Annotated in this window: 20 protein-coding genes; 9 read left to right on the top strand and 11 right to left on the bottom strand. The window is 71.5% G+C overall.

Features of this window, described 5'->3' with window-relative positions:
- Nucleotides 1-40 precede the first annotated feature (40 nt).
- Nucleotides 41-1,294 carry an MFS transporter gene (locus HNR15_RS10700; protein ID WP_179481604.1) on the top strand — a complete coding sequence of 418 codons (1,254 nt, stop codon included), beginning with the start codon at nt 41-43 and terminating at the stop codon, nt 1,292-1,294.
- Here the strand turns inward: HNR15_RS10700 and HNR15_RS10695 are convergent.
- From HNR15_RS10695 to HNR15_RS18835, 9 genes are read right to left on the bottom strand one after another with little or no spacing between them, the layout of a single operon-like run.
- A complete protein-coding gene (locus HNR15_RS10695; protein WP_179481602.1) occupies nt 1,291-2,538 on the bottom strand; it encodes an O-antigen ligase family protein in 1,248 nt (415 codons plus the stop codon). The genes HNR15_RS10700 and HNR15_RS10695 overlap by 4 nt on opposite strands.
- 46 nt (nt 2,539-2,584) lie before the next feature.
- On the bottom strand, nt 2,585-3,688 hold the full coding sequence (locus tag HNR15_RS10690) for a glycosyltransferase (protein WP_218883663.1): 1,104 nt from the start codon (nt 3,686-3,688) through the stop codon (nt 2,585-2,587).
- Nucleotides 3,679-5,937, bottom strand: a complete 2,259-nt coding sequence (locus tag HNR15_RS10685) for an N-acetylneuraminate synthase family protein (RefSeq protein ID WP_179481600.1) — start codon at nt 5,935-5,937, stop codon at nt 3,679-3,681. Before HNR15_RS10685 ends, HNR15_RS10690 begins: the two co-directional genes overlap by 10 nt.
- Nucleotides 5,934-6,650: a cytidylyltransferase domain-containing protein gene (locus HNR15_RS10680; protein WP_179481598.1), complete on the bottom strand. Its 717-nt coding sequence runs from the start codon at nt 6,648-6,650 to the stop codon at nt 5,934-5,936. The genes HNR15_RS10685 and HNR15_RS10680 overlap by 4 nt, the downstream gene beginning before the upstream one ends.
- Nucleotides 6,647-7,675 carry a hypothetical protein gene (locus tag HNR15_RS18280; protein WP_179481596.1) on the bottom strand — a complete coding sequence of 343 codons (1,029 nt, stop codon included), beginning with the start codon at nt 7,673-7,675 and terminating at the stop codon, nt 6,647-6,649. Before HNR15_RS18280 ends, HNR15_RS10680 begins: the two co-directional genes overlap by 4 nt.
- The gene (locus HNR15_RS10670; protein WP_179481594.1) at nt 7,666-8,658 is read right to left on the bottom strand and encodes a glycosyltransferase family protein; all 993 of its coding nucleotides are present in this window, start codon (nt 8,656-8,658) and stop codon (nt 7,666-7,668) included. Before HNR15_RS10670 ends, HNR15_RS18280 begins: the two co-directional genes overlap by 10 nt.
- Nucleotides 8,655-9,719, bottom strand: coding sequence for an NAD-dependent epimerase/dehydratase family protein (locus tag HNR15_RS10665; protein ID WP_179481592.1), 1,065 nt, complete (start codon nt 9,717-9,719; stop codon nt 8,655-8,657). Before HNR15_RS10665 ends, HNR15_RS10670 begins: the two co-directional genes overlap by 4 nt.
- Nucleotides 9,707-10,675, bottom strand: a complete 969-nt coding sequence (locus HNR15_RS10660; RefSeq protein WP_179481590.1) for a glycosyltransferase — start codon at nt 10,673-10,675, stop codon at nt 9,707-9,709. Before HNR15_RS10660 ends, HNR15_RS10665 begins: the two co-directional genes overlap by 13 nt.
- Entirely contained in the window at nt 10,672-11,217 is a 546-nt protein-coding gene (locus HNR15_RS18835; protein WP_179481588.1) for an acyltransferase, read from the bottom strand. The genes HNR15_RS10660 and HNR15_RS18835 overlap by 4 nt, the downstream gene beginning before the upstream one ends.
- A gap of 92 nt (nt 11,218-11,309) precedes the next feature.
- On the opposite strand from HNR15_RS18835, the gene HNR15_RS10650 reads away from it, so the two are divergent.
- From HNR15_RS10650 to HNR15_RS10640, 3 genes are read left to right on the top strand one after another with little or no spacing between them, the layout of a single operon-like run.
- A complete protein-coding gene (locus tag HNR15_RS10650) occupies nt 11,310-11,966 on the top strand; it encodes a PIG-L family deacetylase (protein ID WP_179481586.1) in 657 nt (218 codons plus the stop codon).
- On the top strand, nt 11,963-12,601 hold the full coding sequence (locus HNR15_RS10645; RefSeq protein ID WP_179481583.1) for a WbqC family protein: 639 nt from the start codon (nt 11,963-11,965) through the stop codon (nt 12,599-12,601). The genes HNR15_RS10650 and HNR15_RS10645 overlap by 4 nt, the downstream gene beginning before the upstream one ends.
- Before the next feature lie 50 nt (nt 12,602-12,651).
- Nucleotides 12,652-13,536, top strand: a complete 885-nt coding sequence (locus tag HNR15_RS10640; RefSeq protein WP_179481581.1) for an FkbM family methyltransferase — start codon at nt 12,652-12,654, stop codon at nt 13,534-13,536.
- A gap of 25 nt (nt 13,537-13,561) precedes the next feature.
- Here HNR15_RS10640 and HNR15_RS10635 read toward each other — a convergent pair whose 3' ends face one another.
- Nucleotides 13,562-14,344, bottom strand: coding sequence for a class I SAM-dependent methyltransferase (locus HNR15_RS10635; RefSeq protein ID WP_179481579.1), 783 nt, complete (start codon nt 14,342-14,344; stop codon nt 13,562-13,564).
- Nucleotides 14,345-14,445: 101 nt separating this feature from the next.
- Here HNR15_RS10635 and HNR15_RS10630 point away from each other — a divergent pair, with 101 nt between their 5' ends.
- Both HNR15_RS10630 and serA read left to right on the top strand, forming a co-directional pair.
- Nucleotides 14,446-15,009: an arsenate reductase/protein-tyrosine-phosphatase family protein gene (locus HNR15_RS10630; protein WP_179481577.1), complete on the top strand. Its 564-nt coding sequence runs from the start codon at nt 14,446-14,448 to the stop codon at nt 15,007-15,009.
- Nucleotides 15,010-15,062: 53 nt separating this feature from the next.
- Entirely contained in the window at nt 15,063-16,262 is a 1,200-nt protein-coding gene (gene serA, locus HNR15_RS10625; RefSeq protein WP_179481575.1) for a phosphoglycerate dehydrogenase, read from the top strand.
- Nucleotides 16,263-16,313: 51 nt separating this feature from the next.
- Here serA and HNR15_RS10620 read toward each other — a convergent pair whose 3' ends face one another.
- The gene (locus HNR15_RS10620; RefSeq protein WP_179481573.1) at nt 16,314-17,804 is read right to left on the bottom strand and encodes a cytochrome P450; all 1,491 of its coding nucleotides are present in this window, start codon (nt 17,802-17,804) and stop codon (nt 16,314-16,316) included.
- Between the two features lie 174 nt (nt 17,805-17,978).
- Between HNR15_RS10620 and HNR15_RS18830 the strand changes: the two genes are divergently transcribed.
- The 3 genes from HNR15_RS18830 (at nt 17,979) to HNR15_RS10605 (ending at nt 22,856) form a co-directional block, all read left to right on the top strand.
- A complete protein-coding gene (locus HNR15_RS18830) occupies nt 17,979-20,825 on the top strand; it encodes an AAA family ATPase (RefSeq protein WP_218883661.1) in 2,847 nt (948 codons plus the stop codon).
- A gap of 11 nt (nt 20,826-20,836) precedes the next feature.
- Entirely contained in the window at nt 20,837-22,072 is a 1,236-nt protein-coding gene (locus tag HNR15_RS10610) for a 5-methylcytosine restriction system specificity protein McrC (RefSeq protein ID WP_179481571.1), read from the top strand.
- Nucleotides 22,073-22,172: 100 nt separating this feature from the next.
- Nucleotides 22,173-22,856, top strand: a complete 684-nt coding sequence (locus HNR15_RS10605) for a DUF4352 domain-containing protein (RefSeq protein WP_179481569.1) — start codon at nt 22,173-22,175, stop codon at nt 22,854-22,856.
- Nucleotides 22,857-22,934: the final 78 nt, after the last annotated feature.

The raw sequence follows: 22,934 nt of genomic DNA, 5'->3' as shown, positions 1-22,934 counted from the left end.
CTATTGCGCAACACAACGTGCGCAAGCTAGCGTGCGAGATATGGCAGGGTTCCGGAGTCTGACGCGGCAGCACGACTTCACGCTGCTGTGGGTGGGCGAGACCATCAGCGAGCTGGGCAGCCGGGTGAGCATGTTCGTCTTTCCGCTCATCGCCTATGCCCAGACCCGTTCCACGCTCGCGGCCGGGCTCGCGGAAACGGCGAATCTGCTCGGGGTCGCCGCGATGCTGTTGCCGGCGGGCGTGCTCGCCGACCGGTTCGATCGGCGCCGCATCATGCGGTGCGCGAGTGCCGTGGGCCTGGTCCTCTACCTGTCGCTGGTCGTGGCCATCGGCATGCACCGCCTCAGCCTGGTGCACCTCATCGTGGTCGCGCTGGGCACCGGTCTGGCAGCCGGCGTCTTCTCACCGGCCGAGGTGTCCGCCGTACGCACCGTGGTCCCGAGCGATCTGCTACCCACCGCTCTGGCCCAGAACCAGGCACGCCAGCACGTGGCGTCCCTGGTCGGCGGACCGATCGGGGGAGCGCTCTACGGGGTCACCCGGTGGCTGCCGTTCGCGGCGGACGCCGTGTCGTACGCCGTGTCCTGGGTGCTGCTCGGACGGATCCGCGCCGATCTCACCGCACCGGCCCGTACGGCGCCTCGTCGCCGGGTGCGCGCCGAACTGGCCGAAGGGGTCCGCTTCGTGACCCGGCACCGGTTCTTCCGGGTGCTGCTCGTCTGGTCACCGCTGCTCAACCTGACCGTCAACACCATCGCCTTCACGGCCGTGCTCCGCCTCATCCAGGCCGGTCGCAGCCCGGTGCAGATCGGCCTGGTCGAGACCGCCGCCGGCGTGTGCGGCATCGCCGGCGCCGTCTGCGCACCCCGCGTGGTGAGGGCCCTTCCGACCGGGCTGCTCACCGTGCTGGTCGGGTGGAGCTGGGTGCCCCTGGCCGTGCCGCTGATGTTCTTCAACACGCCGCTGGCGGCCGCAGTGTCGTTGTCCGTCGGAATCTTCCTCAACCCGTCGGGCAACTCCGGTATCGGCGCGTACCGGTTACACATCACCCCGCCGGAGCTCGTGGGCCGGGTGCAGTCGGTCAGCCAGTTCGTGTCCTATCTGCTGCTTCCGCTCTATCCCGTCGTCGCCGGACTCGCCCTGCACAGGTTGGGCGGCCCGGGGGCCATCGCCCTGTTGGTCGGCCTCACGGCGGCGGTCGCGCTCATCCCGACGCTCAGTCGGGCGGTCCGTTCCGTGCCTCGTCCCGCGACCTGGCCACAAGCGGCCGGGAGCCGAACGGGCGGCGTCTAACGGGTGCCGGAGGCGAACGGCAGACGGTCCGCGGGACGGGACCGCTCCCACAGGCCCAGCGGGGGCGGCGCGTTCGGATCCATGATCCGGCGGCGGCTGAGCGCCAGATGGCGCAGCGCCACGCCCACGGCGATCATGGCCGGCGGCGCCAGGAAGACCTCTCCTAGGTTGGCCGCGCACACGAGCACGCCGATGAGGGAGGCCTCGATCCACGGCTTGCGGTGCCCGGCGGGCAGGCGCAGCAGATTCCACAGCAGGAGGGCGTAGAGAGCGACGACTATCAGGAGCAGGATCCAGCCTCCTTCGGCTCGCAACGCCAGGTAGGAGTTGTGGAAGTAGAAGGTGTCACCGTCGACGTTGGTCCGCGCGCTGCCGGCGCCGTGCCCGTAGAGCGGGTGCTCGGAGACGGTCAGCCGCTCGGCGCGGGAGATCCTGCGGCGCAGCGCATCACTGCCGCCCCGGCCGGCGAAGATGCCCGTGGCGTAGTCGGTGGCCGGCAGGGTGTGGACGTACCACATGACCGAGCCGACCACGACGACCCGGACCCAGACCTGCACCCGGTCTCCCACGACCACCCACAGGATCACGATCACCATCGCGAAGAGGGAGGTGCGCGAGAAGGTGGCGAAGACCGCCGAGGCCCCCGCCACCGCGATCAGCACCCGCGCGAGACGGGTGCGGACGTACGCGAACGCGACGCATCCGAGCACCACCAGGCACAGGCCGGCGTTGTTGGGGTCGCCCCACCCGCCGACGAGACGACCGACGTACCCGTTCGCGCCGAGCGTCCCCAGCCCCCAGAGCGATCCCAGCACCACCGCGATGCCCGCTCCGCGAGCCACCGAGATCACACACAGCCGGCCCGAGGCGATCACCAGCACGAGCAGCGCCTCCATGCCCAGGTTCGCCAGTCGTTTGGTGCCCGAGATGTGGTTGAGGTAGGAGCTGACGACCAGCCAGCCGGGGATCGCCAGCGTCAGCCAGACGCCCCAGTTCGGCCGCGGAACGCCGCGGGTGGGCACGACGAACGCCGCACCGAAGACGGCCGCGCCGAGCAGGAGCGAACTCGGCGGCACCGGCAGCCCCGCGCCGTACTTGTCGGCGGCGAGGGAGGCGAAGATCGCCAGCACCGAGAGGGTCGCCGAGATGACCTTCGGGTTGTCCATCCGCTCGAGCGCACCGGGTACGTCGGCGTCCTTGGGCTGCCGGTGCTCGGCGAGCGAGCGTTCCTGCAGCAGGGTCATGGCGGTCTTCCGGGTGGGTTTCTGCGAGCTCGGGTGCGGGCAGAGTCTATGGTTTCGCGGCGTCGCGCGGTCCGCTGGAGACCGGGCGGTCCAGGCCGTCGTAGACCTCGCCGATCGCGGCGGCCATCCCGGCCGGGGTCGGCCAGGACGGGGGCAGCCGGGGCCGCTGTGCGGGTATGCCGCCCTGACGTGCGATCGCGGCGGCCACCTGCGCCGGTGCGTCCGGATCGGCCAGACACTGCTCGGGCAGGATCTCGGGGTTGCCCCCGACCGGGCTGGCCACCACTCCGACGCCGGCTCCGACGGCGTCCAGCAGCGTGTAGGAGCAGTTCTCCCAGACCGAGAGCTGGGCGACGACGTCACAGTCGGCGAGCGCACTCGAGGGGTCGACGAAGCCGGGGAAGTCGACCCGGTCGGAGATACCGAGACGACCCGCGAGGGCGCGCAGCGACCCGTCGAACTCTCCGTCGCCGGCGACCGTGAGGTGTGCCCCGGGGTGCTCCCGCACCACCAGCGCGAACGCCTGCAGGAGTGCCTCGATCCGCTTCTCCGGTGCGAGCCGGGACAGCGACAGCACCCGGGGGGCATCGGTCGCGGGACGATTCACACTGTCGGTCGGTGGGTCGAAACCGTTGGGAATGATGGTGATCGAAGCATCGGTGTGCCAGTTGGCGCGCATCGCCCCGGCGGTCGCGCGTGAGACCGCGATCAAGCGGTCGGCGCGCCGTAGCCGCGCCTGGTGGGAACGGCGCATGATCTGCGAGCGCCACCTGCTGCCCTGATAGACCAGGTCGTCGGCTGCGATCCCGTGCTCGGTGCTCACTCTCGCCGCACCGTCTAGGGGAGTGAGCGCCGCGACGATGTCGGCGTATGCCAGGTGGGTGTGCACGAGCGCGGGCCGCAGGGTCGCGCAGGTGTGCCGCAGGGTCTGGATCGACGCGCGCAGCCCGGCGTCGGGACCGAACGCCGCCGCCACGACCGGCACCCCGGCCTCCTGCAACCGGGTCACCAGGGGACCCGGCGGGCACAGCACGACCGCACGCCAGTCGGGGATGCCCGCGGTGAGCGCATCGAGGGTGTGCCGGGCGACGCCCGCCAGGTTGGCGACCGGCAGCGCCCACAGCGCGATCGGGCGGGTGTTCAGAACCACGCCTCGAGTCGGTCGAGCGCCACCCAGAATCCCTCACCGCCCCCGACGTGGCCCTGCCAGATCTCCGGGATGAACCCCGCATGCGGCGCGAGCTGGTCCAGCTGGGTTGCCAGTGCCGCGAAGTCGACCTCACCGTCGGCGATCTGCACCCCTTCGCCGTCGACGCCCGTGGCGTCCACGATGTGCAGGTGCTCGGTGTGCGGGCCGAGGATGTCGACGTACTCGCTGAACGGACGCCCGGCGAAGTTCGCGGCGAGCTTGCTGTGCGAGACGTCGAGGGTGAGCTTGCGGTCGTATCGCTGCGCGAACGCCGCGGTGTCGCGTGCGTCGAGGAAGAGGTTGTGGAACTGCTGCCCGCCCATCAGCCACGGGTACGGCGGCAGTGTCTGCGCGGTCAGCCGCACCCCGGTCTCGTCGACCTTCGACAGGCCCTCGGCCACCCGTGCGTACATCCGCTCCCGCAGCGACGGGTCGACGTGCGCGTCGGCGGTGAACCCGCCGAGCGTCGCCACGATGAGCGGATCCTGCGCGCAGGTGAAGTGCGGGTGCAGCGAGCGGGTGATGTCGATGACGCGCTGGAGCTCGGTGATCGAGCGCTCCCAGATGGCCGGGTCCTCACTGGCGAGGTCGAGGATGAAGTCGCCGCTGAAGAGGTCGGGGGTGTGGGTGGTGAACGCGTACGGTGCGGCAGCAAGCTCGACGTTCGTGCGGAAGATCTGCGACAGGTCGAGGTCGAGATCCTTGTAGCTGAAATGGAATTCGACAAAATCGGCGTTCGAGCCGCGGACCAGCGAGCGGAAGTCGTGGTAGCGCACGGGCAGGCCCCAGGGCCGTCGGAAGGAGAACTCGCGACGGTCGATCTGGGCGGTGCCGAGGTCTCCGTCGTAGAAGAAGTCGCCCTCGTCGATGTCACGGCGGGACACCCGACCGACCAGCTGTTGCAGCGCGTTCGGCTGCAGACCCCGACCGGGGCTCTTGATGGTCACGGCATCGGCGGTGATGGTCTCACCGGTCGCGATGGCGCGGGTCGCGACCAGGCTCTTGGCCAGGTTGACCCGGTTCATCATCTCCCCGGTCGACACCTCACGGGGGGCGGCGCTGCCGAGCGCCTCCTCCACCTCGCGGATGCGGGCGACCATCTGCGCGAACTCCTGCGGCAGCAACGACACCTTGTGGTCGTTGCCCTCCAGGGACCGGTCGAGGGTGAAGTGCTTCTCCACGATGTGCGCACCCCGGGCGACGGCGGCGACGGGCACGTGGAAGCCGCGCTCGTGCCCGGAGTAGCCGACGACGCACTGGCCGATCTGGGCGAGGCGGTCCATGTAGGCGAGGTTCACGTCCTTGAACGGCGCCGGGTAGGTCGACTGGCAGTGCAGCAGCGCGAAGCTCGCTCCGGTGGACCGGACCAGCGCGGCGCTCTCGCGGATCTCGTCCTCGCGGGACATGCCGGTCGACAGCACGAGCGGCAGTCCGTATCCGGCAGCTTCCCGCAGCAGCGCGTGGTTGGTCAGGTCGGCCGACGCGATCTTCAGGGCCGGGATGCCGTAGTCCGCAAGGGCTTTGACACTCGGACTGTCCCACGGCGTGCACATCACGTCGATGCCGCGATCGCGACAGTGATCGAAGACGATGCTCAGCCGGTCGAAGTCGAGGGCGAACTTGGCCAGCAGATCGAGGGTGTACTGCGCGCCGAGATCCTCACCCGCCGTCGAGCCCTGGGGGCCGCGGTAGAGCGCGGCCATGTCGCGCAGCTGGAACTTCACGGCGTCCGCACCGGCATCGGCGGCGAGGTCGACCAACTGCCGCGCCAGGTCGACGGACCCCTGGTGGTTGTTGCCGATCTCGGCGATCAGGAACGCGGGGTGACCCGGTCCGATCGCGTGGGCGCCGATCCGCAGCTCGTCGTCGCGGTCGATGGCGATGGCGATCATCCGGTGCTGCTCGTCAACGAGCGGGACGTGGGTGACGCCGGGCCGGAAGGCCGCGCGCAACGACGCGGTCGGCGTACCGAAACGGCCGCTGGCGACGTCTCGGTGGGCCACCTGGACCGCCGGGGTCTGCAGATCGGCATCCGGGGTGGCGACGATCCAGCGACGGAAGTCGCCGTCGGACAGCGACCCCTCGAGGTGGCCCTGCTGCCCGACGCAGAAGACGATGCGCTCCTTGTTGTCGCTGATCTTGCCCAGCGCACGGACGATCGGGTCTTCGGAGAAAACGATGTACGGCGCGATGTTGCGTTCGATGATCATGCGGAACCACCTGGTGTCGAACGGATCTCGGCGAGGCGACGCATCTCGTGCGCTGCCAGGCGCAGGTCGTGCTCGGTGTCGATGTCGATGCCCTCCACCTCGTCCATCACGAAGAGCTCGATGCGGCCGCCGAGACGGTTGTCGCACTGCTCATAGACCCATGGTCGGGTGAGGTAGAGCGAGCCCGTCTCGCGGTAGCGCAGTTGCCCCGAGGTGAGGTCCTGCCGGCGGGGCCGCGCGGTGACGTCGTAGTCCGCCCGCGGCGGCAGCTCGTCGCGTGCCTGCCACCAGAAGAACGGCGCGAACGGCACGACTCCGACCAGCGAGTCCGCACCCGAGGAGTCGAACTGGCTCATCGCCCGCTCGAGCGTGCCGGGCAGCCGGAGCGGCGAGGTCGCCTGCAGCAGCATCACCGCGTCCGGTGATCGTCCCTCACCCACCCGATGCGCGATCGCGTGCCGCACCACCGGCTCGGTGGGGGTGTCGTCCCGGGCCAGCTCGGGAGGCCGCAGGAAGGGCACGTCGGCGCCCGCCGAGCGCGCGACCTCGGCGATGCGTTCGTCGTCGGTGGAGACGAGGACGTCCAGGCCCGGTGTGTTCAGCGCCTGGTCGATGGTCCACACGACGAGGGGACGGCCCTCGATCTGCCGCAGATTCTTGCCGGGCACGCCTTTGGAGCCGCCGCGCACGGGGATCACACAGAGGGTGTTCACCTGCTGGTCCTTCCGCTGAAGTCGATGACCGCCGCCCGGATCGCGGCGGTGGGGTCCGTCCCCGTCGACGGCGCCGGAGTCGGCTCGCCGCCCCAGGGGCGCATGTCGTACCTGGCCCAGAACTCTTCCAGCCACGGTGGCGGGTCGGGGTAGTGCACGAAGGCGGGCACCCCGCGCGCCGCGGCCTCGAGCACGCCGGTGGAGAACGCTGCGGCGACCGGCCCGGCATGCGTCCGCAGCGGCGTGCCGCTCCGGTCGAGGGTGATGCCGCGGCGTTCCCATACGCGGTGCTGGGAGCGCGAGAGCCGGTCGGTCTCGGACGGGTGCGGGCGGTAGGTCGCGCCGGTGTCGCGGCAGAAGCCGTACGCCGCGTGTGCGAGCCCGCGCCGCGGCAGTTCGGCGCCGTGCAACTGACCCAGATAGGTGAGGGGGGCCTCGGCCGAGGCCGCGCCTGCCGGTGCGACCGCGGCCGCTGCCAGCAGTTGCGATCCGACCACCTGCGCGGTCACGTCGTCGCGGCCGAGCGTCCAGAAGTCCGCGTCGGCCGCCGACCATGCGAGGGCGTGGGCGTGCGGTGGCAGCGGCGGTTGGTAAGGCGTGAGCAGTCCGTGCTGCAGCACGAGCTGTGCGCGTCCGGTGCGCTCGGCGAACGCGTGGGCGGCCGATCCCACCGCGAGGTAATGGCCGTAGGAGAGCACGGCACCCACGTCGGGCACTAGTGCATTCAGGTCGTCGGCAGAGACCGCACGCGAAACACGTTCTCCTGCTGCGACATCCGGCACGGGCCGCTCGCTCAGGACCGCGACGGGCAGGTCCTTCAACGGCTCCAGCAGCCACTGTCTCTTGGGGCCCTCGGTCACGTCCAGGGCGACCAGGACACGTGCGCTGCCGTCACGAGGCAGGTCCAGGACGAACTGCGTGGGCGCCCCCGTACGGCGCACCCGCTGTGCGACGCGGCGCACGCGATGACGGGAGTCCTGCCAGTCCTGCCAGGCGCTCAGGTCGCGCGGATGAATCAGGCCCACAGCGACTCCAGCACCGTGGCGCGGTGGTCGAAGGTGTGCTCGGCGAACGTCCGAGCCCGGCCGCGAGCACGGATCCCGTCGGCCCACCGCGGCTCCCGCACGCACCGGCCGGCGACTTCGCGCAGCTCCTCGGGAGAGGTGACGACGAGCACCTCGCCCGCTGCGCCGTCCACCTCGTAGAGATCTCTGACGTCCGACCGGTCGATCAGCTGCACCCCGCCCACGCCCGCCGCCTCGAAGGTGCGCATGGTGAAACCGTCCTGGTCGCCGTGCAGGTTGAGCGTGGCGGCGGATCCGGCCATCACGCCGTACGCCTGCGACCGCGACAGCTGCCCACCACTCGGCACCCGGGCGGCGCGCAGCGTATGGGTGTGCAGGCGGTCGCCGAGCCCGCGGGACCAGTCGCGCCCGTACGCCCGCACCGGCACCCCGGCATCGTCCAGGCCGTGCAGCGCCGTCTCGCGCGCGGGGTAACGCGCACCGATGAAGGTGACGACCGACTCCCGGCGCGGGGTGTAGGTGGTGCGCCGATCGAACCCCAGCGGCAGGTGGGTGGCGCCCAGCGCCTGTGCGTCGGTGCGGCTGTACGTCGCGAGCGGACCCAGCCCCGCGAGCGCCTCGAGCGTGTAGCGGGTGCGGCGCACCTCGTCGTAGAGCCAGGTGACGCGGGGAAGGCGCAACTCGTCGAGCAGGTGCCAGAAGGAGTCCTGGAGCAGGTCGCCCTTGACCACGACGACGACCTGCGGGGCGTGTGCCCGCACGGCTGCGATGGCACGTTCGGTGAGCCGGGCGTGCAGCCGTGCGGGAGTCACCGCGTCCGGCAGGTCGTGCAGCAGCTTGTTGGCGATCCTGCCGGGCAGGCTCGGCGGCGCGTCGTACACATGGGTGTCCACGGTGTGCCCGCGGTCCTGCAGCGCTGCCGCGATGGCCCGCCAGTAGCCGTGGAACCCGGGGCTGACCAGCAGCACGCGGCGGGGCGTCACGAGGTCAGCCCGCGATCGCGCAGCTCGTCCAGCGCCCTGTCCCAGGCGTCGGCGCGGGCGCCCGGCTGATCCCACGACGTGCGCACGAAGTCGGCGACCGCGTCGGCGGCACACCACCGCGGCGAGGGGGTTCCCAGCTCGCGTGCCCTCGTGAGGTCGGCGCAGGCGTCGCGGATGTCGCCGGCGCGGTGCACGTCGACGTGCACGATGTCGACCGGTGCGCTCAGCGACGCCGCGACCGCGTGGTCGGCCAGCTCGCGCAGCGTCGTACGGACACCGCTGCCGCAGTTGATGATCCGCGGGCCGTCCGCGGCCGGGGCCGGATTCGCGACGGCCCAGCCGATCATCGCGGTGAGGTCGGTGACGTGCACGAAGTCGCGGGTCTGCGCGCCGTCGCCGTAGACCGAGATCGCACGGCCCTCCTTGAGGCAGGCCAGGAACGCCGCGAGCACGCCGGTGTAGGGGTTGTGCAGCGCCTGGCCGGCACCGATCACGTTCTGCGGCCGGATCACCGTGGCGGACCCTCGGCCACCGAGCTCTGCGGCGATCACCTGCTCGCCCTCGGACTTGGTCTCGCCGTAGACGGACACCGGTGCGTGCGGGTCGTCCTCACGGGAGTCCGCGGCCCGCGAACCGGGACGTACGACGCCGTCGTACGTGCGGGTGCCGTCGGCCTCGACGCGCGCACCCTCGCCGTAGACGGCGCGCGAGCTGATGGCGACGAGGGGTACGCCGCGGCGCGCCGCCTCACGCGCCGCCAGACGGGTGCCCTCGACGTTGACCTGGTGATAGCGGTCCTGCTGGTACATCGACTGGCCGGTGCCGGTCTCGGCCGCGAGGTGGATCACGACGTCGGCATCGCTGCACCGCGCCCAGGCGTCGGCGTCGCACACGTCGCCCACGACCATGCGGCCGGGGAAGCCGGCGCGCGCGGCTTCCGGCTCCCTGTGCACCTGGGGGCTCAGCAGGTCCAGTGCGATGAGGTCGTGACCCTGCAGGCGCAGCTCGGTCGCCAGATGCCGACCGATGAAGCCGGCTCCGCCGCTGATCAGCGCTCGCATGGCAGATCCTGCTCCGTGTCGGTCGGGACCCCGGCGGGGGACGGCGGTCGGGCGGCGGCGTGGCCGGCGCCGCGCCCCTGGATGAGGCGCAACTCCTCGCGCAGCACGTCGACCGGACGCACCGGTCGCCGTAGTGCCCGGCGGGAGACGTTGGCGCACAGATTAACCGCGCTGGCCCCCGCGAGTGCCATCTGCAGCCGGCGCAATCCGCCCCAGGTGCGCGCGTACTGCAGACGGGAGGCGACCAGCCACTGGCGGCTGCGCGCCGGGTCCGACGAGCCGCCGCCGCGATGCACCACCGACACCGTGCCGAGCACCACCGACGGGATGCCGAGCCCGCGCAGGCGACGCTGCAGGTCGACCTCCTCGGCGTTCATGAAGTACCGCTCGTCGAAACCGCCCACCGCCCGGAACGCCGCGACCGGGACCAGCACGGCCGCGCCCACGACCCAGTCGACCGGCACCACGGCGTCGCCGACCGCACGCGTGTCGTGGCCGACGGCCTCGTGCAGCCGCGGCAGGTGCCGGAACCTGGCCAGCGGGGTCAGCCACTCGATCACCTGGTGGCCGATCGTGGGGAAGTGCCGGCCCACCCACTCCGGGTCGCCGTCGAGGGTGGTGACCTGCGGGCTCGCCACCACCGGCTGCCAGGGCGCTGCTGCCGCGAGCAGGTCGGCGACGAAGGTGGGGCCGATCTCCAGATCGCTGTTGAGGATCAGCGCCAGCTCGGTGGGCAGCCGCGCCATGCCGGTGTTGACGGCCGCGCCGAACCCGCCGTTGACCTCCCGGCGTACGACGCTCGCGCCGGAGATCGGCGCCAAGGGCTCGGGGGAGCCGTCGTCGACCACCACGATCGACAGTGCCTGCCCGATCAGCGACGCGACCAGGTCGCGCGTCGGTGCGGGATCGCCGTAGTGGGGCACGACGACGCCGACCTGCTGGATCGCCTCGTTCACTCCCCACCCGCCAGAGCGCGCGCCGGCACACCCGCCACGACGGCGCCCGCGGGCACGTCGCGGGTGACGACGGCCCCGGCGGCGACGGTGGCGCCGTCGCCGATGCTGATGCCGCCCAGCACGATCGCCCGCTGCCCGATGAAGACGCGGTCGCCGATGCGCACCGGTCCGCTGTGCACGATCTCGTGCCGCCCGTCGCGCCCGTGATCGGTGGTGGCGACGAAGACCCCGTCGGCCAGCACGCACTCGGCGCCGATCTCGAGCGGATCGGCCGCGTGCAGGTGCACGTCGTGGCCGAGGTAGGTGCCGTCGCCGATGCGCAGCGAGCCGCCGTCCTCGGTCTGCAGCCAGGCGCCGGGGTAGACCGCGACGCGCGCGCCCAGGCTGATCCGGTCGACCCCGCGCAGGATGCGCGGCGCCACGACGACGCTGCCGGCGCCGATGGCCGCGAAGGAGCGCCGGTAGAGGGAGGTCGTCACCGCCCGGCCGAGGTGCCAGCGGACCGACGGGCGCGCCTCGGTCAGGCGGCGGGCGAGGCTCACGGGTGCGCTTTCGGTCGTCGTCGGCTCCGGGATCCGGTCGGCCAGGGCTCATTGTGCCGTCTGGGGCCGCGCGCACCGTACGATCGGCGCTCGTGAATCTCAGCGCTGCCGACGGCACCGTCCGTCCCGTTCGCCGGATCGTCGTGGCGCCGCACATGGACGACGAATCGCTGGGTTGCGGGGGACTGCTGGCCAAGCACCCGGAGGACAGTCTCGTGGTCGTCGTCGCGGACAGCGGCGACGTGCGGGCGAAGGAGCACCGGGCCGCGCTGGCCGCACTGGGCGTGCGGGATTCGGTGCGGCTGGGCCTGCCCGACGGACATGTCGGCGAGGATCCCCAGGCCCTGGTGCAGGCCCTGGACGAGGTGTTCGAGACGTATCGACCGCACGAGGTCTACCTGCCCTACCCGTCGCTGCACCAGGACCACATCGCGGCCTACGAGGCCGGCATGCGCGCCTGCCGGGCCTCCATGAGTGTCACGCACTTCTTCCCGCCGTCGGTCTTCGTCTACGACATCGCGGCGTACGACGTCAACCTCTACCAGGCCGAGTTGCGCTGGAACGTCTTCGAATCGCTCCAGGAGGAGCACATCGACGCGAAGGTCGCGGCCTGCCGCGCGTACGCCACGGAGATCCCGGACGAGGTGCACGCGATGACCGGTCTGAAGGAGATGGCGGTCGCGCTCGGGCACGCGCGCCTGGTGCGGTACGCCGAGCAGTACGCGCTCGTGCGGAGCATCCGCCCGTGATCGTCGCCATCCACCAGCCGGATCTGCTGCCCTACTCCGGCTTCTGGTTCAAGATGATCTCCAGCGACGTCTTCGTGATCGCCCAGCACGACCAGTTCCAGAAGCACGGCTACCAGCGCCGGGTCACCATGCGCGACGCCTGGTGCTCCCACCAGTTGGAGGGCAAGCCGTCGCTGGTGCCGATCACGGCAGTGCGGGTGCTGCCGGGCTGGCAGGACCGGCTGATCGGCGTCGTGCGGGGGCGCTACACCGGCGCCCGGTACTGGAAATCGCGCGGCCTGCCGCTCCTGGACCGGATCGCGGACTGCAGCGGGGACACCCTCGCCGAGGTCAACCTGTCGATGATCCATGTGCTGCGCAACGTGCTCGACATCCGTACGCCGCTCGCGTTCACCGATCCGCCAGCCGCCTCCGGCGTGCCCCGACTGATCGAGCAGGTGCAGGCAGTCGGTGGCACGGCGTACCTGTCCGGCGCGGGTGCGACGGCGTACATGGGCGATGACGCCACGGCGACCTTCGCCGAGGCGGGCATCGAACTGCGGTGGTCCCACCACGAGATCACCTCGGGTGACTCGGTGCTCACCCTCTTGATGGACCACGACGACCCCGTCGAGGTCATCTCCCGCGCATCCTGACCGCCGGCACGGCGCCGTCTCACGCCGCCGTCGGTGCGTAGGGTGCCGCCATGGTTGTGGATGCGCAGGCGGTCGTGCTCGATCTGCAGCTGCGGGGCCAGGCCGCCCGGTTCTCCACGGCGCTGGACGGGCGGCACCGCAGCGCGCAGGCACTGGACGACTTCTTCCACGAGGTGGTCGAGACCCTCGCGCCGGATCTCTTCCTGGAGGTCGGCGCGTTCGAGGCGACCGCGTCGCGTCGCGTGCGGGCGGCGGTCCCGGCATGCCGTGTGGTGGCCTTCGAGGCGTCGCCCGTCAACTACGAACATCACCGGGCGAGGACAGACTTCGACGCGGCCGGCATCGAGTACCTGCACAGCGCCGTGTCCGATCACACCGGAGTGACGACGCTCCTGCTGAATCTGGAGCACGCGGGCGACGAACCCGCGCCCGTCGGATGGACCTCCATGCTGCGGCACCGCGGTTTCGAGCACGTGCGCCCGGTGGAGGTGGCCTCGACGACGCTGGACGACTTCGTGGCGGACGCCGCCGACCGGGTCGCCCTCTGGATCGACGTCGAGGGTGCCGCGGGGCTGGTGCTGGACGGAGCCGCCCGCACCCTGTCGCGGGTCGACGTCCTCAAGGTCGAGGTCGAGGACGTCCCGAGCTGGGAGGGCCAGACGCTCAGTCTGGACATCACTGCGCGACTTCTGCACGCCGGGCTCTACGCGGTCGCGCGCGACGTGGAGTACTCCGGTCAGCACAACGTCGTCTTCCTCAGCGAGCGTGCGCTGCGCGACCACCACGTGCGGCGTCATCTCGACCTGCATCTCTACGACGTGGCGCACCGCTTCGCCCGCGAACCGCATCCGGTACGCCGTTCGGAGCGCCTGCGTGCCCTCGCCCGGCCGGTGCGCAGGGTGGCGCGGCGGGCGCGGCCGGGGACGCACGGCTGACGCGCCCTCGCTCGTTGCGGCCGGGTCAGGCCGCCCGTCCCGTGTAGTAGAGCCAGACGGCGCGGTCGTCCCGCTCGACGGCGTCGCCCGCCAGGTCGAAGGTCGCGATGTCGGCGAAACCGGCCGCACGCAGCTGGTTGCGCGACTCGTCCGCTCCGACGTAGTAGGTGAGCATCGAGTAGTCGTGTGCGTCGTCGTTGATGACCGCCCAGGTCGGTCGGATGACCTCGTGAGCCCGGAGCCGTCGCCGGTTCGCCCGGGCGCGCCAGGCGGCGTAGCTGCTGCGGAGCACGCTCCGGCCCGGTCGCGGGCGACCCTGCCACGGCAGCAGGTGGAATCTGAGGTGGTCGCGGTTGTGACTGGACAGCAGCAGCAGGCCGCCCTCGCGCAGCACCCGGCGCATCTCCCGCAGCGCGATCGCCCGGTCGTCGTGGCCGATGTAGTCCAGACCGTTGAAGGAGAAGATCACCGCGTCGAACGAGGCGTCGTCGAAGCGGCGCAGGTCGCGGACGTCGCCCTCCTCGATGCGCAGATTCGGGAAGCGCGCGGCCGTCGCGGCGGCCAGCGCCGGCGAGTAGTCGAGCCCGACGTACTCCCGCGCTAGGGGCGCGAGGTGACCCGTGGTGCGTCCACCGCCGACACCGATGTCGAGCACCGTGCGCCCGCGCAGGTCGCCGTCGTACGCGTCGAAGAGGACCTTCTCCGCGGGGTGCAGGTGCGACAACCGCGGATAGTGGCGCACCGCATCGGCGCCGGTGTACGACGCGTGGTTCGCGCGGTCCTGGACGTCGGGGTGGGCGTGCGACATGGGTGGGGCCTCTCGAACGGGTGGGGAGCGCAGGAAGTCTAGGGTCACCATCGGTCGCCGCGGTGTCGATGGGCCGCCCCCACTCCCTTACCGTGTGCACCGTGTCGACGACGTCCCCCGATACCCTCCGGCAGCCGGATCTGCTCTTGTTCGTCTGTGACGGCAACCTCGCCCGGTCGCCGGCCGCCGAACTCATCTCGCGCCACCGCGCCGTGGCCGACGGGCCCTGGCGGTTCGCGAGCTGCGGTGTGCGCGCCGTGCGCAGCGACCGGGTGCTGCGCGAGGTGGAGCGCCAGCTCGCCCTCATGGACGTGCCGGCCGGGGGCTTCCGCTCCCGCCAGGCGACCCCGGCGATCCTCGGCGAAGCCCGCCTCATCCTCACCGCCGGCAGACCGCAGAACGACTGGATCGTCGACGAGACGCCCACGCTCTACCGCCGCACCTACACGATCCGCCAGGCCGCCCGCCTGCTGCGGGACCTGCCGCCCGGCGCGGATCCGCTGGCGCACCTGGCGCGTACGAAGGACCGGATCACCGAGCTGGACGAGGTCGAGGACCCGATCCGCAAGGGCGGCGCGGCCGCGGGACAGGCCGTGGGGCAGATCGACGAGGCCCTGCGCGTCATCCTTCCCGCCCTTGGGGCGCTGGGGCCCGTCCGGCCCTGAGCGGCCGACCGGCACCCGGACACCCGAGCCGGGTGCGAGCGGGGCCCGGCACAATGGGCCGCGTGAAAGCACTGCTCCTGGAGAACATCCATCCCCTCGCCGTCTCGCTGCTGCAGGACTCGGGCATCGAGGTGCAGTCGCACGCCGGCGCGTTGGACGAGGACGAGCTGATCGCGGCGCTCGACGGGGTGGACCTGCTCGGGATCCGGTCCAAGACCGAGGTCACCGAACGCGTGCTGCAGTCCGCCACGCAGCTGCAGGCGATCGGAGCCTTCTGCATCGGCACCAACCAGGTCGCCCTCAAGGCGGCCGCCGAACGCGGAGTCGTGGTCTTCAACGCGCCGTTCTCCAACACCCGCAGCGTGGTCGAGCTCGTCATCGGCGAGATCATCGCGATGGCCCGCCGTCTCACCGAGAAGGACGGCGACCTGCACGCGGGCACCTGGAACAAGGATGCGACCGGAAGCCACGAGATCCGCGGCCGCAGCATCGGGATCGTCGGCTACGGCAACATCGGCAGCCAACTGTCGGTCGTGGCCGAGATGCTCGGGCTGCGGGTGTTCTTCTACGACACCGAGGACAAGCTGGCCCTCGGCAACGCCCACCGCTGCGAGAGCCTGGAGGAGCTGCTGCAGGTCGCCGAGGTGGTGACGCTGCACGTCGACGGACGGTCGGGCAACGCCGGGTTCTTCGGGGCCGAGCAGTTCGGCCGGATGCGTCCGCGCGCGCTCTTCCTCAACCTGTCGCGCGGTTTCGTGGTCGACTACGACGCGCTTCGCGAGGGTCTGCTGTCCGGGCACATCGCGGGCGCGGCGGTCGACGTCTTCCCGACCGAGCCGAAGGTCAAGGGCGAGCGGTTCGTCTCACCCCTTCAGGGCATCCCCAACGTGATCCTCACCCCGCACGTCGGCGGATCGACCCAGGAGGCGCAGGAGGACATCGGCCGGTTCGTGGCGACCAAGCTGCGCGACTTCGTGCAGCGCGGCACCACCACGCTCAACGTCAACCTCCCGACGCTGACCCTGGAGGCGCGTCCCGGCGGGCACCGGGTCACCCATCTGCACGTGAACATGCCCGGCGTCCTCGCCAAGGTCAACAGCATCCTGGCCGCGCACGGGGTCAACATCGAGGGGCAGATGCTGAGCACGCTCGGTGACAACGGTTACGTCGTCACCGACGTCAACGACATCCCGCGCGCCGTCGTCGACGAGCTGGCGGCCCTGCCGGAGACCATCCGGCTGCGCGTCATCTGAGCGTCACGTCGCCCGCGCGGTGACCTACCTGCATCACGGTGGGCGGCCCGATCAGTGGGCGACGGGGCAGCCGGAGACCCCGGATGCCGTTTCCGCCTCTGACGGGCGTGGATCGGTAGACCTCGCAACGTCTTTCGGCGTACGTCGGGTGACCCCGAGGCGGAAATCCCGCGGCATCAGCGTGAGCCGCTCGGCGATCCGCAGGTCGTAGGACGGGTCCGGCGTGAGGTCGTAGCGGTGCACCAGCCGGGCCAGCGCCAGCACGGACTCGTGCAGGGCGAACTGCCGCCCGATGCACGCCCGGTCGCCTACGCCGAACGGCAGGTAGGAGTGGGCGGGCCTAGCACGCACGTTCGCGGGCAGGAAGTGGTCCGGGTCGTAGGAGTCGGCGTCCGCGCCCCAGACGGACGGGTCGCGGTGCACGGCCGTGAGCATCACGAGCACCCAGTCGTCGCGGTGCAGCGTCCACCGGCCGCCGATCGTCTCGGAGCCGTGCCGCGGTCCGCGCGCGAAGCCCGGAGCCGTCGGCCACAGGCGCAGGGCCTCGTCGAGGCAACGGCGGATGTAGCGGAACTTCGGCACCTGCTCGAAGGTGGGCACCGCGTCGGGATCGGTCCCGAGGATCGCGTCGGCCTCCTCCTGGGCCCGGCGCATCACCTCGCGGTCGCGGCTCATGTAGTAGAGCGCGAACGACAGGGCGCCCGAGGTGGTCTCGTGTCCCGCCACGAGGAAGGTGTTGATCTGGTAGCGCACGTTGGTCAGGTCCAGGGCGGCACCGGTGTCGGGGTGGCGCGAGTTCAGCATCAGGCCCAGCAGGTCGTCGGTGCGACGGTCGCCGCTCGCCCGGCGGGCCTCGACGATGTCGTCGATCATCGCGTCGACGTACGCCCGACGCTCGTCGTAGACCTTCCGTCCGCGCCGCATGAGCAGCCGGCCGCCGGGGACCGCCGACAGGAACGCGCGGCGCTGCCCGCCCGCGAGTGCGGTGATCATGGCGGTCACGAACGGGTGCTGCTCGTCGCTGGTGAACGAGCCGAAATCGGTGCTGAACGACGTCCGCCCGATGGTCTCCAGCGTCATCCTGGTCAGCCAGGGGGACACGTCGACGGGCTCGCTCTCCTGATCCCACGCCGAGATCAACTCCGAGCACACGGCGTTCATCGTGTCGTGATACCCGCGCATCGAGGCGCGGGTGAACGCCGGCAGCAGCAGGTCGTGCGCCAGGGCCCAGTTCGGTTCGTCGGTGTACGCCGTGAAGAGCCCGTCGCCCGCCACCTCGCGCAGTGCCTTCACGCCGGGCGCGAGGGCCTTCTGGAAGCGGCCCTCGTCGCTGAGTTCCGCGGTCAGCGCCGCGTCCGTGGTGAGCACGAACTTCATCCCGAAGGTGCGCAGCTCGAACAGCGGCCCCGCTCCCTTCGACAGGTGCAGCATCTTCTGGACGGGACCCCCGCCCGGAGCGCGCATCACGGAGACGACGTCACCGAGCACGCGTCGGCGTCCCGGGGGGTGCGGTAGCTCGGTGTGGGCGAAATTCGCGGTCATCCTGGGGACTCTCCGGACGCTCGGGTGGATGTCGTCACTGTAAGCCACTTCACACAACAGGTGTAGTGCCCGACCGGTCCCGGGTGCCCGCTGGGGCCCGCTGTGCCCGGCTAAAGTGGGCGACATCCCGGATCCCGCACCGTCCACGCACCGACCCTGAGAGTCCAGCCTCACGTGGCCCAACCGCACACCGCGCACGATCAGCCCGCGACCACCGATCAGCCGTCGCCGGAGCACCGACGCGACCTCGAGCGATGGCGTACGACGTACGACCTGCTCGCGGCAGCCGCGCGTCAGGACGCCACCGCGCAGGCCCGCTGGGCCGCCGAGGACCGCCACGGCGACGAGCGGTGCGCCGAGATGCGGGAGATCCTGCAGGATCTGACCCTGCGCCGGGACGTACGCGCATTCGCGGATGCCGTTGCCGCGTGGGGTGGGCGGCCGGGGCCGTTCGCCCAGTTCGCTCCCTCCGGCCCGGCATGGCTGCACCAGCTCGTCGAGGCGAGCGCCGGACACGAACGCGATCTGGCCGACCTGTTCGTCGCGGTGTGCCGCACCCCCGACGGTGACGACGAGGCCGCCGCACTGATCAGGGCTCTGGAAGACGTCGCCAGAACGGGCGGCCACACCACCACGCCCGTTCTGCCGGTGCTCTCCGTGTTCTGGACGACCGACCGCGCCGCCCAGTGGCCGGTCGCGTGGTCGCCCGCCGTGGCGTCGTTCCTCACGCTCGGCTGGATGGGGCGGCACATGACCCACGCCGAGCGCTACATCGCGTTCGCCCAGCTGTGCCGTGGTCTCGCCTCGCACGACCCACGCGAGGCGGAACGGCTGATGGTCTACCTGGAGGCCGCCGGCCCGTTCGTCGGCGTGGGCAGCGGCCTGCCGCAGACGTGCGACGAGGCCGCGGAGCTGATGGACGAGCATCAGCCGATGCGGGGGTATCCGCGCGCGGAGTCCGAGGCACGGGCAGCGGGCCTGGCGGGCCAGTTGCGAGGTGCGGCAACGCTGCTCACGCGCTCGCTGCACCGGCCGCTGGAGCAGGCCACCGGGCTGCGGCTGCGGGAGACCAACCTGCAGACGCGTGTCGGCACCGGCCGGGACGCCCCCTTCCGCGCCGACCTGCACGCCACCTGGTCGCTGCCCGGCGACGCAGGGGCGCCGGCGCTGCGACTGTGGGTCACGCGCTCGGGGGTCGCCGTCGGGCTGCACGCGGGCTGGCCCGGGGCCGGACACGTCGGTGTCGGCGCCGAGGACCGCCAGGCGCGGATCGCCGCCGCCGTGCAGCGTCATCTGCCGCCGGAAGTCCAGTTCCTCGCCGTCGACGGTGCGGCTACCGCCGACCGGGTGTCTCCCGCCGGCCGGTCCTATCCCGGCGGCGAGATCTTCGTGGGCCGCTGGTGGCCCCACCCCGAGGCGCTCGACCGGGCGGACGTCGCCCAGGACCTGCTCGCGACCGCCCGCGCGGTCACGCCCCTCGTGGACGTGCTCGCCGGCCACGACCCGACACCGACGGGCCCGGCCGACCTGGAGCTGCTGGCGCACCTGGAGCAGTTCCGGGTCGGCCGGCCCTACCCCACGGAGCGCGACGGCTGGCACGAGGAGCAGCGTCGATCGCTGGCCGCCCACCTGGACCCGGACGGTCTCGACGCCTTCGACCTCGCCTCCTTCCGCCGGCTGGTGACCGGACGCGCGTACGGCGCGGTCGGCAGCCATTCGGTGCTCCAGGCGGCCCTGGCCGGCCTCGACGCGCCCGGCCTCGACCGGCTCGCCGGCGCGCTGAAGACGTTGCTCTGGGGCAGCGGCAGCGACGCCGAACGGATCGACGCCGTCCTCAGCGACCCGCCCGTGCCCGGCCTCGGTGAGACGGTCGTGATGAAGCTGATGGCGGTGGTCCACCCGGCGCGCTATCTGCCCGTCTACCCCCTCGGCGGGGCCGACGGCAAGGTCGCTCTGGCCCGCGTGCTCGGGGTCGATCTGCCCGAAACCTCGGATACGACGCGCGCGCGGCTGCACCTCACCGCGTCCGCCCGGTTGCGTGCGCGGCTCGAACCGCTGCTGCCCGGCGACCCCTGGGGGCAGGTGCAGTTCGCCCGGTGGCTGCTGCACCGCGGAGAGGCGGTCGCGGATCCGGATCGCGATCTGATCGCCGAGGCAGCCGCCGACCTGCTGGTCGACGAGGACTTCCTGCGCGAGGTGCACGGCCTGCTGGAGGACAAGAAGCAGGTGGTCTTCTACGGGCCGCCGGGCACCGGCAAGACCTTCCTCGCGCAGCGCTTCGCCGCTGCCCTGCAACCCGATTCGACCAAACGGGCCGTCGTGCAGTTCCACCCCTCGACGTCGTACGAGGACTTCTTCGAAGGCTTCCGACCACGCCTGGACGCCCAGGGGCAGATGGTCTACGAGCTGCGCAAGGGCCCGCTCGCGCTGCTCGCCGAAGCCGCCGAGGCCGACCCGACGACCCCGCACGTGATGGTCATCGACGAGATCAATCGGGCCAACCTGCCGCGGGTGTTCGGTGAGCTGCTCTACCTGCTCGAGTACCGCTCGAGCAGCGTCCTCACCTCCTATCGGCCCGACGAGGGCTTCGAGCTGCCGCCCAACCTGCTCTTCATCGGCACCATGAACACCGCCGACCGCTCCATCGCCCTGGTCGACGCGGCGCTGCGCCGGCGTTTCCACTTCGTGCCGTTCATGCCGCACGAGGGTCCGATGGAGGGGCTGCTGCTGCGCTGGTTGAGCGCACACGACGGTCCGGTCTGGGTCGCCGAGCTGGTCGACCGGGTCAACGAGGAGCTGCGGCACGCCCTGCGGGGGCCGCATCTGCAGATCGGCCACAGCCACTTCATGGTCGATCAGTTGGATGACGCTGCGCTGCAACGGATCTGGAACTACAGCATCTACCCGTTCATCGAGGACCAGTTCTACGGCCGGGAGGATCTGCTGCGCACGTTCACCTGGGCGGCAGTCCTCGAGCGGCACGGTCCGACCGGGTCCACCCGCCCGCTCCCGCCCGCCTGACGTCGTACGCCGTGCGCACCGTCACGCTCACCGAGCACTCCACGTCCGACCCGTTCCCCCTGGGCGGCACCGCCCGCGAGCGGCTGTTCGATCTGGTGGCGGGGCGACTGGAGGTGCAGGCCACCGCCGACCCCGGGCAGGTGCGACTGCGGTCCACCTCCTGGGTGGGCGCCGTGCACGTGCCGGGGCTCACCGTGCGGGTCACCCCGCGCGCGGGGATGGCGAACCTCTTCACGATGTTCTCCGCAGGGATCCCGGGCGGCACCCTCGGACGTGAGGAAGTCGGCTGGGAGGGCGGCGTCGACCTCGTGGACGGCGTGGCCGCGTTCCTGCTGCGGGCGATCGACGACTGCACCCGCCGCGGGCTGCTGCACGGTTACCTGCACCGGGAGGAGTCGCTGCACGTGATCCGCGGGCGGCTGCTGGTCGGGCAGGTGGCGGTCCGTCCGTGGGCAGCGGCCCGGCCGCCCTGCGGATACGACGACTTCACCGTCGACGTCCCGGAGAACAGGATGCTGCGGTGCGCCCTGGAGCAGCTGCTGCGCTGGCCCGCCCTGCCGCCGGTGCTGCGTCGCGGAGCGACCGCGCTCGCGGTGCGCTTCGACGGGGTTTCGCCCACGGTCCCCGACGACCACCGCGGGGGAGTGCCGATCACCCGGCTCAACGAGCACTACGCGGCGGCGCTCGACCTGGCCGGGCAGGCCCTGGAAGGCGTCACCATCTCCCATCGGGAGGGCGAGCACCGGGCCCACGCGTTCCTGATCGACCTGCAGGATGTGTTCCAGCGGTGGGTCGCCGCCGAGCTCCAGGCCCGGCTGTGGCCGATGCTGCACGTGAGTGAGCGGCCGGCGTACTCCTTGGACGACGATGCCCGGCTGCCGGTCCGTCCGGACCTGGTGGTCATGCGTGGTGCTCGGCCGGCCCTGGTGCTGCAGGCTCGCCATCGTCTCGTCGGCGCATCGTCGGCCCTGTCGCAGGAGGTCTCGGCGCTGCTGCTGCAGGCGGCGTCGCTACCGGTGCCGACCGCACTGCTGGTCTACGCCGACGCCGAGCACCCACCCGAGCCGCAGATGCGCATCCGCGGCACCGGCACTCGGCTGCTGTGCCTGCCCCTCACGCTCGACGCGACACCGGACGCGCTCTCGGCTCGCCTGGACGAGATCGCCGAGCTGGTGCGCGTTTCGGCGCTCGGCCCGCTGCCGCAACGGAACCGGACGCAGGCGAGCGCCGTCGTACCCACGATCTGATGACGGACCGGCGCCGTTGCGGTGACGGCTCTCAGCGATTACTTACACAGGGATCCGGTGCTCAGCGAGAATGTCGCCACCTTCGGACGGGAGACGGAAGATGACGTATCTGCTGACCCGGCGCGGCGGGCGCGGGGTCCGGCGCGGCGGGCGCAGGGTCCGGCTCGCGGTCGTGGCGTCGGCGATCGGGTCGGTCGGCGTCCTCACCGGATGCGGCGCAGGCACCGACGCACCGACCGTCGTCACCCCGAGCCGGGACATCGTCACCAGCGTCACCTCCGCGCCGAGCACCACGTCGTCGTCGACGACCAGCGCGTGCGGGTCCTCCCTCGAGTTCGGTCCCACCACCGCGCCGAGCACCAAGTCGCACCGGTTCGGCACCACGGCCCAGACCACCGACGCAGATTCCGACGACGTGCGGCTTGCGGTCACGGTGCAGGCCCCCAAGGTCGTGTCGGCGGTGACCGAGGACCCCCCGGACGACGGCTACCAGTACGTCGCCGTGAGCATGTCGGTCACGCTGACCGGTGGGGACTCCACGTACATCGGTGCCATCGACACGTTCAGCATGATCGACGCTCAGGGCAACCGATGCGACTACCGCGACGACTCCGGGGCCATCCCGGCCGCGCAGGTATGGAAGGACGGAGAGCTGAACGCGAGGAAGAAGTCCGAGACGGGCTCGATGGTCTTCCAGGTGCCGATCGCCACGAAGCCGTCCATGTTGACGGTCGCATTCGTCGGCGGGCTGAACGAGACGGCCACCGACAGGTGGACCGACTGAGCCATCGGGCGACCGAATCCTGGATCTCGTGAGCTCCGGGTCTTTTCTGGATCCGGCCGTTCGGGTTCCCGTACCGTC

The sequence above is a fragment of the Allobranchiibius huperziae genome (assembly GCF_013410455.1).
GTDB lineage: Bacteria > Actinomycetota > Actinomycetes > Actinomycetales > Dermatophilaceae > Allobranchiibius > Allobranchiibius huperziae.
The sequence above is the reverse complement of the archived record's forward strand: the minus strand, read 5'-3'. Positions and strand labels throughout refer to the sequence as shown.